12 protein-coding genes are annotated in these 17,296 nt (G+C 39.8%); 7 read left to right on the top strand and 5 right to left on the bottom strand.

All coding sequences use genetic code 11. The features are described 5' to 3' along the window. Positions 1–466 precede the first annotated feature (466 nt). Positions 467–2,053, bottom strand: a complete 1,587-nt coding sequence (gene prpR, locus M0M83_RS13955) for a propionate catabolism operon regulatory protein PrpR (RefSeq protein ID WP_125894060.1) — start codon at positions 2,051–2,053, stop codon at positions 467–469. Between the two features lie 242 nt (positions 2,054–2,295). On the opposite strand from prpR, the gene prpB reads away from it, so the two are divergent. From prpB to M0M83_RS13970, 3 genes are read left to right on the top strand one after another with little or no spacing between them, the layout of a single operon-like run. Next, positions 2,296–3,183, top strand: coding sequence for a methylisocitrate lyase (gene prpB, locus M0M83_RS13960; RefSeq protein WP_213914356.1), 888 nt, complete (start codon positions 2,296–2,298; stop codon positions 3,181–3,183). A 60-nt stretch (positions 3,184–3,243) separates the two neighbouring features. Next, complete coding sequence (gene prpC / locus M0M83_RS13965) at positions 3,244–4,407, top strand: bifunctional 2-methylcitrate synthase/citrate synthase (protein ID WP_213914357.1); 1,164 nt, start codon at positions 3,244–3,246, stop codon at positions 4,405–4,407. 11 nt (positions 4,408–4,418) lie between these two features. Next, positions 4,419–5,873 (top strand): bifunctional 2-methylcitrate dehydratase/aconitate hydratase, encoded by a 1,455-nt coding sequence (locus tag M0M83_RS13970; protein WP_125894066.1) that lies wholly within the window; start codon positions 4,419–4,421, stop codon positions 5,871–5,873. Between the two features lie 73 nt (positions 5,874–5,946). Here M0M83_RS13970 and M0M83_RS13975 read toward each other — a convergent pair whose 3' ends face one another. Next, positions 5,947–6,987 carry a galactose-1-epimerase gene (locus tag M0M83_RS13975; protein WP_125894069.1) on the bottom strand — a complete coding sequence of 347 codons (1,041 nt, stop codon included), beginning with the start codon at positions 6,985–6,987 and terminating at the stop codon, positions 5,947–5,949. A gap of 223 nt (positions 6,988–7,210) precedes the next feature. Then, positions 7,211–8,140 carry a cation diffusion facilitator family transporter gene (locus M0M83_RS13980; protein ID WP_125894071.1) on the bottom strand — a complete coding sequence of 310 codons (930 nt, stop codon included), beginning with the start codon at positions 8,138–8,140 and terminating at the stop codon, positions 7,211–7,213. A gap of 298 nt (positions 8,141–8,438) precedes the next feature. On the opposite strand from M0M83_RS13980, the gene M0M83_RS13985 reads away from it, so the two are divergent. After that, entirely contained in the window at positions 8,439–8,876 is a 438-nt protein-coding gene (locus tag M0M83_RS13985; protein WP_125894073.1) for a universal stress protein, read from the top strand. Between the two features lie 47 nt (positions 8,877–8,923). Here M0M83_RS13985 and eco read toward each other — a convergent pair whose 3' ends face one another. Further along, positions 8,924–9,400 carry a serine protease inhibitor ecotin gene (gene eco, locus M0M83_RS13990; RefSeq protein WP_125894075.1) on the bottom strand — a complete coding sequence of 159 codons (477 nt, stop codon included), beginning with the start codon at positions 9,398–9,400 and terminating at the stop codon, positions 8,924–8,926. A 266-nt stretch (positions 9,401–9,666) separates the two neighbouring features. Between eco and M0M83_RS13995 the strand changes: the two genes are divergently transcribed. The 3 genes from M0M83_RS13995 to M0M83_RS14005 all read left to right on the top strand — a co-directional run bounded on the left by M0M83_RS13995 (position 9,667) and on the right by M0M83_RS14005 (position 12,057). Further along, complete coding sequence (locus tag M0M83_RS13995; RefSeq protein ID WP_004261774.1) at positions 9,667–9,879, top strand: DUF465 domain-containing protein; 213 nt, start codon at positions 9,667–9,669, stop codon at positions 9,877–9,879. A gap of 256 nt (positions 9,880–10,135) precedes the next feature. Continuing rightward, a complete protein-coding gene (locus M0M83_RS14000; RefSeq protein WP_125894077.1) occupies positions 10,136–10,504 on the top strand; it encodes a nitrous oxide-stimulated promoter family protein in 369 nt (122 codons plus the stop codon). 734 nt (positions 10,505–11,238) lie between these two features. Continuing rightward, a complete protein-coding gene (locus M0M83_RS14005; RefSeq protein ID WP_248466781.1) occupies positions 11,239–12,057 on the top strand; it encodes a helix-turn-helix transcriptional regulator in 819 nt (272 codons plus the stop codon). Positions 12,058–12,279: 222 nt separating this feature from the next. On the opposite strand, the gene M0M83_RS14010 is transcribed toward M0M83_RS14005, so the two are convergent. After that, positions 12,280–17,283, bottom strand: coding sequence for a hypothetical protein (locus tag M0M83_RS14010; RefSeq protein ID WP_248466782.1), 5,004 nt, complete (start codon positions 17,281–17,283; stop codon positions 12,280–12,282). Positions 17,284–17,296 lie beyond the last annotated feature (13 nt).

Here is a 17,296-nt window from a genome sequence, read left to right on the forward strand (position 1 = left end):
CTAATGGTGACTAACAAAATAATTTATGTGAGAAAAATCACGTTTTTTTTGTAAGTTAACCCCGTTCAAAAACGGCAAAAAACAGATAAAAATCAATATAAAAACAACAGGTTAGAAAACAAACAGATAAAATTACCTCTGTTACTTTTAGATACAACTTAAACTAAATACAAGGCACCTAAAAAGTGCTTAATCACAAAAAAAATTATTTATTGTTTTCTCCTGCTGAATAAGCTGATTGATGAAGCAAATTCGCCTTACTCAATTTACTAAAACAATTTATTTCACTTTTTTACTTAAAATAGAGAAATTAATTTTCTAATAATAAAATTAAGCCAACACTGATAACTATCATTCTCTATTCTTTGCCTTTAGTGACTTATGACACCTTAACATTCATATTGTCAATGAGTACCTAATTTGCATACTCTTTTTCTTTGGAAGGCAAGCACCTCTCAAAAGGTGATTAGGAATGGGAAGAAAGTCTTCGCCATAGCGTCGTTCTGCTAATACCTAGATACTGAGCCACGGCTTTACGGTCACCATTAAATTTAGCCATCACCTCTTCTAACGATTCATTAGATTTATCTTTTATTACAGCGTCCTTATATTCACTTTCCTGCCTTTCTGGGGATAAACTGGTTAGCATTTGTGTTGTGATCGTTTTTTCTGGGTAAGCACTGCAATACAACGCGACTCGCTCCATTAAATTTCTGAGTTCTCGCACATTACCGGGCCATGAATAATCAAGAAAAAAACGTTTACATGCAATTAACTGTTGCACGCGAAATGCGGGGAGTGGCAAGATCAAGCCTGCAAAAGCTAATTTAAGTAGCCGCTCCGCTAATACTAAAATATCATCACCGCGTTCGTTGAGCGCAGGCACGCGCATTCTCAGTACTCCGAGCCGATAAAATAGATCGGCTCGAAAACGTCCTTCTTTCACCCAGCGGTCTAAATCACAATGGGTTGCACAAATGACCCGAACATTCACTTGCAGCGGTTTATACCCGCCGACTCGCACTACAGATCGCTCCTCAAGAACCCGCAACAATTTTGTTTGCAATGCGATAGGCATTTCACCGATTTCATCTAAAAACAGTGTTCCCCCACTCGCCAATTCAAATAGCCCTGCTCGACCACCGCGACGAGATCCCGTAAAAGCACCTTCTTCATAACCAAATAATTCGGCTTCTAATAATGTTTCAGGTATCGCCCCACAGTTAACAGCGACAAAAGGCATTTGCTGTTTACTACGCTTATGTTGATTAAATAAGGTATATTCGTGATGGATCCCTTGCGCCACCATCTCCTTTCCTGTTCCACTCGCACCTTGGATCAATACCGTTGCATCAGAGCGTGCATACAACATAATAGTTTGCCTAACACGCTCCATCGATAATGACGAACCAATCAAGTCGTTTATGGTATAACGAACTTTTGCGGGGTTAGGCGGAAGGTATTTACCTTGCGAATGGTTTTCACGCCTCGACATTCGGCTTAATTCGATAGCATCTGAAAATGCTTGCTGTATGGTTTCTGTGGAATAGACAAAAACCCCAGTCATCCCCATTTCATCCGCCAGATCCATGATTAATCCAGCCCCCACGACAACAGAAATCCCCATGGCTTTTAGTGCTTTAAGCTGAGACCTTGCATCCTCCGCAGTGACGTAGCTCCGCTGCTCGATTTGTAAACCAAAACGCTGCTGAAATTCATCTAATGAAGAAAGCGTTTTTTTATAATTGATGATCCCGACTTTATCGCTAATTTCCCGAGCTTGAGCCAATGCTTGCATAACATCGAAACCACTGATTTTCACAATAATAACAGGGACTGAAACATGACTTTTTAAATAAGCCCCATTTGAACCCGCACTGATAATGGCGTCACAGTGCCCATCCTGTAATCGTTGACGAACGGCCTCTACCGCCTGCTCAAAACCAAGATTGAGTGGTGTGATTTCCGCTTGCTCACTAAATTCAGGGCTGATATCTCGAAACAATGTAAATAATCGGGACACTGAAACCGTCCAAATAATGGGTTTTTCCATCGTCACCCTACCTTCTCAATACGTTTCAAATTTGTTTCATTTAACAATATATGGTTTCAATGAAACATACCAACCGATTATTTTAAATTTGGTTTTCTTATCACAAACAAAAAAATCCCCACCCGATTGATTTCATAGAATTTTCCATTGCCCTTCATTTAATTCAAGGTTGGCACGTCAATTGCTAGGTGACTATGGCTACCCAATTTCATTACAATTAATTAACACCACATGAGGCTATTATGTCGTCATTTAGTGCAGGACAAAAGTTTCGCGAAGCTATCAAGCAAGAGTCTCCACTACAGCTTGTTGGAGCCATCAATGCCAACCACGCACTTCTTGCTAAACAAGCTGGCTATAAAGCTATTTATTTATCTGGCGGTGGCGTTGCTGCTGGCTCATTAGGCATGCCTGACTTAGGTATCTCAACGTTAGATGATGTTTTAATTGATATTCGACGCATTACTGACGTATGCGACTTACCGCTAATGGTTGACGCGGATATTGGCTTTGGCCCTTCTGCTTTCAATGTCGCACGCACGGTAAAATCATTTTGTAAGGCAGGCGCAGCTGGGTTACATATTGAAGACCAAGTAGGCGCAAAACGCTGTGGTCATCGCCCTAATAAAGAGATTGTGTCGACACAAGAGATGGTCGACCGCATCAAAGCCGCCGTTGATGCACGAACTGATGACAGTTTTGTCATTATGGCTCGAACCGATGCATTAGCGGTCGAAGGCCTTGATGCCGCGCTCGAACGTGCACAAGCCTACATAGAAGCCGGTGCAGATATGCTTTTCCCAGAGGCAATCACTGAACTTTCTATGTATCAACAGTTTACGAGCAACACCTCGGCTCCCGTACTGGCCAATTTAACCGAATTTGGCCAAACCCCTTTATTTACCCTTGATGAATTACGCAGTGTGGGTATTGCCATTGCGCTTTATCCACTGTCTGCATTTCGAGCCATGAATAGAGCGGCTGAACAGGTTTATACAACGTTACGTAAAGAAGGCACGCAAAAAAGTGTCATACCACTCATGCAGACTCGAGAAGAACTGTATCAAAGTATTCATTATTACGATTATGAACAAAAGCTGGATGCACTCTTTTCCCAGAAAAAATCATAATTTTAAGCACTTATCATTACTAAAAGTTGCATCTCCTCTGTCCCCTACAAGGAATAAATGATGAATGAACAACTTAGTCGTACTGAAGCACCTCAATTTAAACCTAAAAAATCAGTTGCACTGTCTGGTGTAGCAGCTGGAAACACAGCGCTTTGTACCGTTGGACGTAATGGTAATGACCTGCATTATCGCGGGTTTGACATTCACGACTTAGCCACACAGTGTGAATTTGAAGAAATCGCGCATTTGCTCATCCATGACAAGCTCCCTACCGCAACTGAGCTCGCTGCATACAAAGAAAAATTACAATCCTTTCGAGGATTACCCGCAAGTGTCAAACAAACCTTAGAATCAATACCGGCGAACGCACACCCGATGGACGTCATGCGTACAGGCGTATCCATGATGGGATGTGTATTACCCGAAAAAGAATCACACCCTTTTTCGGGCGCTAGAGATATCGCTGACCGCTTGTTAGCATCACTGGGTTCGATGTTGTTGTATTGGTACCACTTTAGCCACCACGGACGACGCATTGAAACCCAAACAGATGATGATTCGATTGGCGCGCATTTCTTGCATCTATTACACGGCAAAAAGCCCCCTGCTCAATGGGAAAAATTCATGCATATTGCGGCAATTTTATACGCAGAACATGAATTTAACGCATCCACATTCGCAGCGAGGGTTATTGCGGGAACAGGCACCGATTTTTACTCTGCAATGACAGGTGCAATTGCCGCCCTGCGTGGCCCAAAACACGGTGGTGCAAATGAAGTTTCATTAGAAATTCAGCAACGTTATGCATCAATGGACGAAGCGGAACAAGATATTATCGCCCGGGTTAAAAACAGTGAGGTTATCATTGGCTTTGGCCACCCAGTTTATACTCTCGCAGATCCCCGTCATCCCATAATCAAATCTGTCGCCTTACAGTTATCAGAACAAAATCTAAATCGACATCTTTATACCGTTGCAGATCGCATTGAATCCGTTATGAAACGTGAAAAAAATATGTTTCCAAACTTAGATTGGTTTTCTGCTGTGGCTTATCACCTTATGGGTATCCCTACCGCCATGTTTACACCTCTATTTGTTATGGCACGTACCGCTGGTTGGTCAGCCCATATTATTGAACAACGACAAGATAATAAAATTATTCGCCCTTCAGCCAACTATGTTGGACCTGAAAATCAATTATTTATTCCTATAGAACAGCGTTAAAAGGTAACCTAATGACAACACAAACCGTGCGTTCGCAACAAATTGAATTTGATAAAGTGATCAGCGATATTGTTGATTATGTAATGGATTACCCGATTACTTCTGACCTTGCCTATGATACGGCTTATTATTGCCTACTCGACACCCTGGGTTGCGGGATGGAATCCCTTGAATACCCTGCGTGTAAAAAATTATTGGGCCCTATCGTTCCAGGTACAATTGTGCCTAATGGCACAAAAATCCCAGGAACACAATTTCAATTAGACCCTGTGCAAGGTGCATTTAACCTTGGCACAATGTGCCGATGGCTTGATTTTAATGACACTTGGCTTGCTGCCGAATGGGGGCATCCATCAGATAACCTTGGGGGGATATTAGCCACTGCGGATTGGCTTTCGCGTGAAAACATTGCTAAAGGAAAGTCCCCATTGTCCATGAGAGATGTTTTGACTGCATTAATTAAGGCCCATGAAATTCAAGGCTGTATCGCATTAGAAAACGCCTTCAACCAAGTTGGGCTCGATCATGTTATTTTAGTCAAAGTGGCCTCAACTGCGGTTGTTTCTCATTTATTGGGCTTGGAAAGAGAACAAATTCTCAATGCGGTCTCCCAAGCATGGATTGATGGGCACAGCCTGCGTACCTACCGCCATAGCCCCAATACAGGATCTCGCAAATCATGGGCGGCAGGTGACGCCACTTCCCGTGCGGTACGGCTCGCTTTAATGGCTCAAAAAGGGGAAATGGGCTACCCAACGGCATTAACGGCTAAAACATGGGGCTTTTACGATGTTTTATTTAATGGACAGCCCCTGCGTTTTCAACGCCCTTATGGCTCATATGTCATGGAAAATGTGCTATTTAAGATTTCTTTCCCTGCTGAGTTTCATTCCCAAACCGCAGTAGAAGCCGCGTTACAACTCCATCAAACCCTCCAAAAATTAGGGAAAACGGCGCAAGATATTGAGTCGATTGCCATACGTACCCATGAGGCATGCATTCGTATCATTGATAAAAAAGGGCCATTACATAATCCGGCAGATAGGGATCATTGCATTCAATATATGGTCGCTGTCCCATTAATTTTTGGTCGTTTAACGGCCGCTGATTATGAAGACAATATTGCTAAAGACGAACGTATCGATGCATTACGTGCAAAAATGCATTGCACAGAAGATGTCCAGTTCACCCGAGACTATCATGACCCAGAAAAACGCTCGATTAGCAATGGGTTAACCATTACATTGAAGGATGGGCAAGTGCTTGATGAAGTTGTTATCGAGTATCCTGTTGGCCACAAGCGCCGCCGTAAAGAGGGTATGCCATTACTATTAAATAAATTTAGAGTCAATTTAGCAAGGCAATTCCCTGAGGCTCAACAAATTCGAATTCTAAAAGCCTCTCTCGATAAGCCAATGTTAGAAAAAATGCCCGTAAATGAATATATGGATTTATTTGTTATTTAAGTCTAAAGCTAATTATTGGCGAGCAATTCAATTCAGCGCCTTAATATTGAGGCGCTGAATATTCACTGAGATATCAAAAAACAAATTGGTAGCGAGTTTGGTTTCGGTACACTTGTTGAGGAAACGCAATCGAACTGTATTGTTCTCCCCACTCTGGATGATTAATGGCATCCGCTGGAAACTGAGTGGCCAACACTACCCCTGAATAAGGCACATACGTTCGAGTTTTCCCCGATGTTGCATGCAGGTTATTCCCACTATATACATGTAATGCAGCCTGTGTTGTTGCGATATTTAGCCGTACATCACCATTTGGTGCCCCCAGTGTTGCCACTGTCTGCTCACCATCGGTTAATGCGTTGTTTAATATAAACCCATGGTCATACCCACCAACGCGGTGCTGCACATCATCTTGTAAAAAGTCTCGGCCAATCCGCTTGCTTTGGCGAAAATCAAAATTGGTTTCAGCCACATTATGCCATTCACCCGTTGGAATACCGTCCATATCTGTCGGCAAGAATTGGTCTGCATCAATGTATAAATCATGCTCCAACGCTGTTCTAACTGAATCTTCTCCCGCTAGGTTGAAGTAGATGTGGTTCGCGAGGTTTACAGGGCAAGCTTCTGTCGATTGATAAGCATGGTGAATAACAACTTGATTATCTTCTGTAAGTTCATAGCTCACCTCAACCTCTAGCCGACCTGGAAAGCCTTGTTCACCAGCAGGAGACACCAACGAAAAAATAGCTTTCTGGGGAGTTGGTTGAAAAATACCCCATATACGCTGGCTAAAATTACGCTTTCCACCATGCAAGCAATGTGCGCCTTGGTTACCAACGAGCTGATAGCGTTGTTCATTTAGTGTGAATTGTGAATTATTTATACGGTTAGCGACTCGCCCAACGGTTGAACCAAGGTATACCCCTTGCTCCATCTGTTTCGCCATATTGGGTGAACCCAAAACAACGTCTCGTTTACCTGTTACTAATGGAAGTATACAGCTAACCCAACTAGCGCCTAGACTACTGAGAATAATCTTCATACCATTTTGATTTGTAAGGGCAATAACCTTTGGGGCGCGAAATATCTGACATTGTTCTTGAGTTAACTGCATTTTTTCCTCAATCATTCAATAATCACTATAAAGAGCGGCTTGCTATATTTACCCTTTACGTTGAAAAATACTATATTGTGCCATGCTGAAACAACATATTAATTTTCGCCTTGTTATCAATTAGGTGCAATAATTAATAGATCCTTTTTACATAATAGCTTGCAATAAAAAACCGAGCCACTTTTATGCTCGGTTCTTATCAGAAAAGAAAATCAACCTATCATTAATGCTTAATCTCTTTGTCATACGGGTCAAGGTGTGTCATGACATCCAAAATTAATGGGTTTTCCATCAATTTTTTACGTACATTTACCGCAATCTCATGGCCAACAGTGATACTCATATTTCCATCCAGCTCTAAATGTACATCTACCAACAAAAAATCCCCTGACTTACGTGTTTTTAAATCATGATACCCTGATAATTCACTGATATTATCCAAAATAGAACGAATTTCTTGCAACGTTTCTTCATCCGCACCTTTATCCATTAAATCTTGCATGGATTGATTGGTGAATTTAAACCCCATGCGGAAAACGAATGTCCCCACAATCAATGCTGCAAGTGGGTCAAAAATTTTAAATCCGCACAAGCTACCAACAATACCGATAGCCACCACCAAGGAAGAAGCTGCATCAGAACGAGCATGCCATGCGTTCGCCACTAACATACTGGAATTCACTTTATTTGCGACATGCAACATATAGCGAAACAGCCCTTCTTTTGCGACTAAAGCAATCAATGCGACAACTAATGCGACTGAGTGCACTTCAGGGATCAAATCCGGTTTCAGCAATTTTTCGATCGCTGACCAAACCATTCCTACACCCACAATTAATAAAATAATACCCAATATTAATGATGCACCATTTTCATAACGAAAATGGCCGTATGGGTGGTCTTCATCCGGTTTTTTATGGCTTTTCTTATTCGCTATCAATACAACAAAATCAGCGATTAAATCCGATAATGTGTGAATGCCGTCAGCTATTAACCCAGAAGAATGCGAAAAAAAACCAATAATTATCTGCCAAATCGATAAAAAAATATTTACAACAACACTAACTAATGTACTTTTCTTTGCGGCTTTAAATTTTATTTGCTGAATTTCAAAATCACTTTTTTTCTGTGTGGAGGCATTATTCATAGTCATAAAATGGGTTCTTAATGAAAAACAAAATAATTATCATTCATATAACCTATTTAAATCAATAAGTTAAAACATAAAATGCAATACTCGCATATATTCTGTTAAAAGTCTCCGTGTTATTTGTAAATAAAAAGCGTGATTGATAATAATTATTCTTTCTTTTCAAAGAATTAATTATACTATCTTTAAATTATCATTATAAATGCGCACTTTATTACATTTATTATTTTTCATTTAACTTATAGTATATTGAAGATAAGCCTTTGTAATTAACTTTAAATAATACGAAAATGAGGTAGCTATGTATAAAAAAATCCTAGTTCCTATTGATTTGTTAGAAGATGAATTGAACCAAGAGATCATCAAACACGTTGAAGCACTAGCACAACTTAGCTCAGCCGAAATTCATTTTCTATCTGTTATTCCGAGTCTCGAATTATTTTTTGGTATTGAAATTGCCGCATTACCAGAAAGTAACAAAGATTCTGCTGAACGCGCAATCCTTGCCATGCGCGCATTAGAAGAAGTCATTAAAGACATCAAAGTTGCTGATGAACGCATTAACTGCAAAATTGGTATTGGTTCCGCTAAAGATGAAATCTTAGATTATGCGCAAGAAATTAGTGCTGACCTGATTGTTGTTGGTTCTCATCACCCAAGTTCTTCAACTTACCTATTAGGCTCAACAGCATCCGCTATTGTACGTCATGCTAAAACATCCGTATTTGTTATTCGCTAAATGATTTTCTATAAAAATGCCGCAGTTAGCGGCATTTTCTTTAATCATTATTTTGTAACTGAATCCATTAATTTATCGTCTGTAGACCAAATTCGATATTTCACTTGCATATCTTTTGGTGCATAAATCACAATCGGTAATTTGCTGTTATAACGCACAAATGCATCATCACCTAACTGTGTTGAAACAAAACGGTCTTTGGCTGGCTCAGAGCACCCCATCATTGTTGAAGCAGGGCCTTTAACCTCATCTAATTTATAGTAGCTGTAACCCCAACCTTCCAACGTTTTTTCATCCAGCTCCCCCATAAACCATTGACGATTACAGTCTGCTTTGATCGTTTTACCAATAACTAACTCAACCATAAAATTATTTTCATTTTGTTGCTTAGTTAATTCAATCACATGACGAGTCATACCCGCTTCCGCTTTTGGGTATGGCGCGATCTTTTCCAAATCTTCCGTTGCGACTGCACATGATGAAATTAATGCCGCTGCCATTACAGATAAAATCGCTTTTTTCATTATTTATTCCTATCTAGAAACACAAAATCAATTTTAAAAACCAGAATTCTATACATACTAAGTCATTTACACCGTAATTATCACTATAGATGATTCTTAATTACAAAAATATAGGTAACCCAGATAAAAGCAATGTAATACTACTTAATTCTAGTTGAAGGATCATAAAACTAATAAAAATTATGTAAATTACAAGCTATTCGATGTACAAAATGTACGCTCTGTTTATACTGAATCTGAGGCTTAATATATTCTGAGGAGGTAGTATGTTATCAGCAGATCAAGATTTAGTTTCAAAATTAATCTCTACGCATCCCCGTTTTCAAACTCTTTATGAAAAGCATCATCAACTCGACAAAGAAATCAGTAAATTAGAAGGCCCTTCTGGAGCTGGTTACAATGAGCATGTCGCTAAGCTAAAAAAAGAAAAATTACATCTTAAAGATGAAATGCAAAAAATAATGCTCTCGAGTCAATAAATTATCACGATAACAACATGCGTTGTTTTTCTTGCATAGTGAAAATAAAACTAGCTAACCAATTGAAAAATGAAAATATTTTATTATTCATTTAATATTAGCTAAGTATCGTGTTTCACGCTAATAAAAGAGGGTAATTTTTACCCTCTGTTTTATTGAGCTCCATCAAAAAAAGTAAGAATACATTGTCATTAGCTAGCTATCCTTACATAAAGTTGTATATTAAATATATGTTTATTTTTTATAGAGACTTATTATGGTTGGTAAACGTATTAATCGTGAAATTAAAACGATTGAAAAAATGATAAAAATCTATGAAAAAGCTCACCCTGTTCCCATAGAATCTCCTAATTTCTATCAAGAATTATTTTCCTATGCCATTAATAGGTTAGAAAAATGCCGATATGGGGAAGAAAAACCAGCTTGTAAACAATGTCCAATCCATTGTTATCAACCCAAAATGCGAGAACAGATGAAGCTCGTTATGCGTTGGGCTGGCCCTAAGATGCTAATCCATCATCCAATACTTGCTATACGGCACTTACTTGATGATCGTAAACCCGTTCCTGACTTACCAGCCAAAGTTAATAAGCGAACAGCTAAAAGCATTGGTCATGATAAGTGAAACTCTAGCGCAAATTGGTACCCTCTATTTGAAGCTTCAAGCAAAATACAGCAAAAGGAGAAAAATAAGGTATATAAAGATTGAATAATGACGATTGAAAAAATAATAACAAATGAAACTATGTATAAAAATGCATATTTGAAATACCTATCAGAGCAATTGTAAAAACCTATCGTTGTTAAAATGAGACACCTGTCGCAATAAACCCGCCATAAAGCCCCTTTTTGATAAAATTATATTATCGTCAAGATACATAAAACAAATAACTCAAGTTAACAATCATTTGTTATATAAGATAAATTTATCAGTGTTAATTTTAACGAATGTTAATATCATCATTCTCATAGCTAAAATTCACATTACCATACTAAAAATGATAAATGAGCAAAAAGTAGAAAAAAAACGCTTGTTACGCGTAAAAAACGATAACATATTAACATCCGACTAATTTTAATATTATAGGTTAATAATCTAAAATAATAAATTCAGACAAAATAAAACACCAAACTCGTTATTTTAAACACAACTAATACCGAGCTATAAGCACAAAAAGATCGGCAAAAGTATATTTGGAAACATTTATTTATATTTAGAATTACAATGTGACACAAAATTAATCGATTTATATAATTTCAAACATACTAATAACACCAATGCTTTATATTGCCAGATGGAAATTGTTGAATATTTTATTTTGAAGTTATATTTGAAATACAATTAATGAAGGTATCGTCATGCAAGTAATAAACTCATCGAATCAATGCGTAATTAAACAGATAAACATTAATAACCTCGCAACCCATAACATTATCGACTTAGAAACCAAAGGGCTTTTGATCATAGAACAAGGCTCTGTGTTACTAGAAACCCCAGCCAACTCACAACGTTTAAATGAAGGTGATATTTTATATCACAAGCAAGGGGCTTACTCCTTACAACTCAGTGAAACTACAGGTTGCAAATTACTTTGGGTTCCCTTAAGTGATGATTTTTTGCGTAACTTTATTTCCAATCATGGTGCAGAGTTAAGTGAAATAGACCGTAATGAAGGCTTACCCTGTGATGTAATTAAATTTAATTCATCTCCTATCATTAACGAAATCAAAGCGAGCTTAAATGCATTTATCAATAATGAATACCCTGACGTCATCTTCACACTTCGAGTAAGCGAATTATTATTATTACTTAGCTACAGCGAACAAGGGGCTTTATTATTATCTAATTTTAGGCAGCTGAGTAGTCGCCAAGTCGAACGATTGCAGCTATTTATGGAAAACAATTACCTTAAAGAATGGAAGTTAAGTGAATTTGCTCGTACTTTTGGCATGGGGTTAACAACATTTAAAGAACTGTTCAATACCGTCTATTCAACTTCACCACGCTCATGGATTAGTGAAAAACGTATTATGTATGCACACCAGTTATTAGTTAACACGACAATGAGCATTGTCGAAGTTTCAATGGAAGCAGGCTTTTCCAGTCAATCTTACTTCACCCAAACTTATCGCAAACGATTTGGATACACGCCGAGCAGATCAAGAATAGCAGCTTAACCGCTCAGTAATTTTCGAACTCATGCCCTGTCAGTTATAGAAATTTAAGCTTTAACTATAATCTGGCAGAAAGGCAAGTTCAGTCCCTTCCATTACACAGCCATATTCACTTTTTAGCCTTCTTAAATTTCTATAATCCCTTCAGATTGATATATCACAAAAAAAGGTAATTCGCCTTTCAGTGACAAATTACCTTTAAGATAAACCCAGATAAAAGCTATATTATTTTGCTTTAATTATTTTTAAATCAATAATTGACATGGAGTTCGGTGGTACTTCACCTGGTATGCCGTCAACACCATAGCCACCTTCCGGTTTAATATAGACTTTAACCATCCCTCCTTCCCCTGCTCGTTCTACAAAGGAATTTAATGGCGTCGGTAGCTGACTATAAGGTAATGTGACCGGGTTTTGATCGGTGTACAATACCGTAACCTTACCATCCGTTAATTGTTCTCTCATAATAAAAGTCACGTCTTTATTTTTAACATCTTTTATAGGAGAACCTGCTTGAATGATTTTATAGTAAGTGTTGCTATCGAGCTTACTGTATTTTTGAGCGGTGATTTGCTCAATAATTTTTTGGTTTTTCTTCGCATTTTCTGCGGCAATCGCTTTTGCATCTTTGCTAGGTGGAACTCGCCCTGCCAAGCCAGTATTCGGTTTTGTACCACTTCTCGCTTTTAATGCATCATTTTCATCTTGTAACTGAGTTATCAATCGGTTTAATTCCATAATTTGTGATTTTAAAGTTTCATCACTCGAAATGGATTTACGCGAATCTAGCTCTGTTTGTAATTTTTTCAACTTCTCTTGTGCTGATGCCAACTCTTTTTGAGAATTGGTTTTTAAATCACCAAGGAGTTTATTCGTCTCTGCCAGCTTTTGCTCAATCTCAGACTGTTTCCTTGTTTTAGCCGCAATATCGCTTTCAAGTTTACTAATTTTGTCTTCTTGGGACTTAGTCTGTTTAACAAATTGCTGGTTTTGCTGCTCAAGTTTTTTCTTCTCATTTTCCTGGGCAGTCAGTGCATCATTAATTGATTTTTTCTCAGATTCCAACTTAGCTAAAGCGGCTTCTTTCTGTTTCAATAATGCAATTTGTTTATTTAAGTCGGTCGTTAACTCTTTAACTTGCTTGTCACTTGCTTGCCCTATTAACGCAGTTTGTTTTTCAACCTCTTTTTGCAACTTCAGCAGATCCGCATTAGCTTGTTGTAATTGTTTTTGAGCATCAACAAAATTCTGTTCATTTTGTTTTAAGTTTGTTTGTAATTGTTCTTGTTGCTTTTGGCTCTCAGCATATTGTTTAGATAATGTATTTTGTACTGCTTGCTGCTCAGCCAACTGTTTTTTTGCTATTGCTAATTCTGACTCTAACGTAATTTTTTGTGCTAATTTGGCCGTTTGCTCAACTAAAGAAGCTTGAATTTTATCAGCTTGTTGTGCCTTTTTCTGCAGCTCAGCGGTCAGTTGTTGGTTTTTCTCCGCTAGTGCTTTTGCATCAGCTTGCTGTTTTGCTAAGGCTTCGCGAGTGGTTTGGCTTTCCGCTTGCGCTTTCTTCAACCCGTCTTCTTTTTGCTTCAACAAGGCGAGTTGTTTATTTAAATCGGCGGTCAGCGCTTTCACTTGCTGATCGCTCGCTTGATTCATTAAAGCAGTTTTCGTTTCAACTTCATTTTTTAACTTTTGTAAATCCGCATTCGCTTGCTTCAGCTGCGCCTGTGCCGTGGTGTAATTTTGCTCTTGTTGAAGGAGTTTCGCCTGCAAGTCTGCCTGCTGTTTTTCACTGTTCGCAAACTGTTTGGACAACGCATTTTGCGCCGTTTGGTGCTCGGATAACTGTTTTTTCGCCTCAGCCAGCTCGGCTTCTAATGCCGCTTTCTGAGCCGCCTTCGCGGTCTGCTCGGCTAAAGAGGCTTGGATTTTGTCTGCTCGCTGCGCTTTTTGTTGCAGCTCGGCGGTCAGTTGCTGGTTTTTCTCCGCTAATGCTTTTGCATCAGCTTGCTGTTTTGCTAAGGCTTCGCGAGTGGTTTGGCTTTCCGTTTCCGCTTTCTTCAACCCGTCTTCTTTTTGCTTCAGCAAGGCGAGTTGTTTGTTTAAATCGGCGGTCAGTGCTTTCACTTGCTGATCGCTCGCTTGGCTCATCAAGGCAGTTTGTTTTTCCATATCAGCTTGGAGCTTCTGTAAATCCGCATTCGCTTGCTTCAGCTGCGCCTGTGCCGTGGTGTAATTTTGCTCTTGTTGAAGGAGTTTCGCCTGCAAGTCTGCCTGCTGTTTTTCACTGTTCGCAAACTGTTTGGACAACGCATTTTGCGCCGTTTGGTGCTCGGCTAACTGTTTTTTCGCCTCAGCCAGCTCGGCTTCTAATGCCGCTTTCTGAGCCGCCTTCGCGGTCTGCTCGGCTAAAGAGGCTTGAATTTTGTCTGCTTGCTGCGCTTTTTGTTGCAGCTCGGCGGTCAGTTGCTGGTTTTTCTCCGCTAGTGCTTTTGCATCAGCTTGCTGTTTTGCTAAGGCTTCGCGAGTGGTTTGGCTTTCCGTTTCCGCTTTCTTCAAACCCTCTTCTTTTTGCTTCAACAAGGCGAGTTGTTTGTTTAAATCAGCGGTCAGCGCTTTCACTTGCTGATCGCTCGCTTGGCTCATCAAGGCAGTTTGTTTTTCCATATCAGCTTGGAGCTTCTGTAAATCCGCATTCGCTTGCTTCAGCTGCGCCTGTGCCGTGGTGTAATTTTGCTCTTGTTGAAGGAGTTTCGCCTGCAAGTCTGCCTGTTGTTTTTCACTGTTCGCAAACTGTTTGGACAACGCATTTTGCGCCGTTTGGTGCTCGGCTAACTGTTTTTTCGCCTCAGCCAGCTCGGCTTCTAATGCCGCTTTCTGAGCCGCCTTCGCGGTCTGCTCGGCTAAAGAGGCTTGGATTTTGTCTGCTTGCTGCGCTTTTTGTTGCAGCTCGGCGCTCAGTTGCTGGTTTTTCTCCGCTAATGCTTTTGCATCAGCTTGCTGTTTTGCTAAGGCTTCGCGAGTGGTTTGGCTTTCCGTTTCCGCTTTCTTCAAACCCTCTTCTTTTTGCTTCAACAAGGCGAGTTGTTTGTTTAAATCAGCGGTCAGTGCTTTCACTTGCTGATCGCTCGCTTGGCTCATCAAGGCAGTTTGTTTTTCCATATCAGCTTGGAGCTTCTGTAAATCCGCATTCGCTTGCTTCAGCTGCGCCTGTGCCGTGGTGTAATTTTGCTCTTGTTGAAGGAGTTTCGCCTGCAAGTCTGCCTGTTGTTTTTCACTGTTCGCAAACTGTTTGGACAACGCATTTTGCGCCGTTTGGTGCTCGGCTAACTGTTTTTTCGCCTCAGCCAGCTCGGCTTCTAATGCCGCTTTCTGAGCCGCCTTCGCGGTCTGCTCGGCTAAAGAGGCTTGGATTTTGTCTGCTTGCTGCGCTTTTTGTTGCAGCTCGGCGCTCAGTTGCTGGTTTTTCTCCGCTAATGCTTTTGCATCAGCTTGCTGTTTTGCTAAGGCTTCGCGAGTGGTTTGGCTTTCCGTTTCCGCTTTCTTCAAACCCTCTTCTTTTTGCTTCAACAAGGCGAGTTGTTTGTTTAAATCAGCGGTCAGTGCTTTCACTTGCTGATCGCTCGCTTGGCTCATCAAGGCAGTTTGTTTTTCCATATCAGCTTGGAGCTTCTGTAAATCCGCATTCGCTTGCTTCAGCTGCGCCTGTGCCGTGGTGTAATTTTGCTCTTGTTGAAGGAGTTTCGCCTGCAAGTCTGCCTGTTGTTTTTCACTGTTCGCAAACTGTTTGGACAACGCATTTTGCGCAGTTTGGTGCTCGGCTAACTGTTTTTTCGCCTCAGCCAGCTCGGCTTTTAACGCGTTTTCTAAAGCAACTTGTTGCTCCGCTTGTTCCGTTTTTTTCGCCAGAGAAACTTGTATTTTTTCTGCTAATTGTTCTTTTTCTACCAGCTGAGTTTGTAATTGCTGGTTTTGTAACTCTAATAATTTACTTTTTTCTTGCTGGGCGGCCAAAGAGGATGCAACACCATCTTTTTCACTTTTAACGGTCGCTAATTCATTTTCTTTCTGTTTCAACAATTCTTTTTGCTGTAGAAGTTCAGCTGTCACTGATTTCATCTGCTCATCAGCGTTACCCGCAACTTGCAGTTGTTTTTTAGATTCCAACTCTAATTTTGCAATATCCGCAGTGAGTTGCTCAATTTTCAAATTTGCAGCAGCAAATTGCTGTTCTTTATCTGCTAATTGCTGTTTAAGTTGGGCTTGTTCAACGACACTTTCATTTAATTGTTTTTCAAGTTGAGCAATCGTTTCTTGGGTTTGCTGATTTTCTTGACTCAATTGATCAAGACTATTTTGCTTTTGCTCAATTGTTTTTTGAGCATCCGCCAGTTTAGTCTTTAATGAGTCAATTAAAGATTGGTCATCTGATGAATTGACAACTGCCTGTAATTGCGCAATTTGCTCTTTGCTTTTCAGAACTTCATCATTTAATTTATCAATCTCAAATTGTTTTTCCGTAATTGTATGCGTTAATTGCGCGATACTCTTATTATGGTTAATGAGTTCAGAAACGAGTTGTTCATCATTGAGCAAATGATTATAGGCAATAAGTTGGCCTACACCTTGAGCAATACCAAACTTATATAGATGTGCTAATTGCTGACGTTCAATTAATTGCGCCAATTGCTCAAGATAAGCAGAGGTATTAATACCTGCTGGCTTGGCAAATTTAGATGCATATAAGCCGAGTGGGTCAAGAACCAATTGATATTTTGCAAAATCTTTGGCTAGATAAGCAGGATCCCATTGATTGCTTTGGAAGAAATAAGGGTAAGACGACAATAAAATAGGGGATGCCCCATTTTCTGTCGTCACCGCACACACTTCAGAAAAAGTCGTTTTTTCCGGTTCAGCAGGCTCCGCCTTCGCGACATCGACTTTCTTCGTTGATGCCGCAGCAGATTTATTCTTCCCTGTAGCTTTGCCTTTCGTTCCTTTATTCGCTGCCGCAGATTTTTGTTTCTCTTTTGGAGCAGGAACAGTAGATAGCGAAGAAAAGATATCATAACCCTGGTTTTGTGTATTAACTGGCAATTGTTGCTTTTGTTCTTGTACTTTGCCTTCTTTTTCCATTTGAAGGTAAGTATCAAAATCATCAATTACATTGTTAAAGCGCTCTGCTTTTGGAGCATGACTAAAAAACGTCGTAACAAGTGCCAGTGACACACAAAGCCTAAGG

The sequence above is a fragment of the Providencia rettgeri genome (assembly GCF_023205015.1).
Taxonomy (GTDB): domain Bacteria; phylum Pseudomonadota; class Gammaproteobacteria; order Enterobacterales; family Enterobacteriaceae; genus Providencia; species Providencia rettgeri_E.

Bases quoted from the DNA above. Each gene is read 5' to 3' on its own strand.
- prpR (WP_125894060.1), bottom strand. From the start codon at position 2,053: ATGGAAAAACCCATTATTTGGACGGTTTCAGTGTCCCGATTATTTACA.
- prpB (WP_213914356.1), top strand. From the start codon at position 2,296: ATGTCGTCATTTAGTGCAGGACAAAAGTTTCGCGAAGCTATCAAGCAA.
- prpC (WP_213914357.1), top strand. From the start codon at position 3,244: ATGAATGAACAACTTAGTCGTACTGAAGCACCTCAATTTAAACCTAAA.
- M0M83_RS13970 (WP_125894066.1), top strand. From the start codon at position 4,419: ATGACAACACAAACCGTGCGTTCGCAACAAATTGAATTTGATAAAGTG.
- M0M83_RS13975 (WP_125894069.1), bottom strand. From the start codon at position 6,987: ATGCAGTTAACTCAAGAACAATGTCAGATATTTCGCGCCCCAAAGGTT.
- M0M83_RS13980 (WP_125894071.1), bottom strand. From the start codon at position 8,140: ATGACTATGAATAATGCCTCCACACAGAAAAAAAGTGATTTTGAAATT.
- M0M83_RS13985 (WP_125894073.1), top strand. From the start codon at position 8,439: ATGTATAAAAAAATCCTAGTTCCTATTGATTTGTTAGAAGATGAATTG.
- eco (WP_125894075.1), bottom strand. From the start codon at position 9,400: ATGAAAAAAGCGATTTTATCTGTAATGGCAGCGGCATTAATTTCATCA.
- M0M83_RS13995 (WP_004261774.1), top strand. From the start codon at position 9,667: ATGTTATCAGCAGATCAAGATTTAGTTTCAAAATTAATCTCTACGCAT.
- M0M83_RS14000 (WP_125894077.1), top strand. From the start codon at position 10,136: ATGGTTGGTAAACGTATTAATCGTGAAATTAAAACGATTGAAAAAATG.
- M0M83_RS14005 (WP_248466781.1), top strand. From the start codon at position 11,239: ATGCAAGTAATAAACTCATCGAATCAATGCGTAATTAAACAGATAAAC.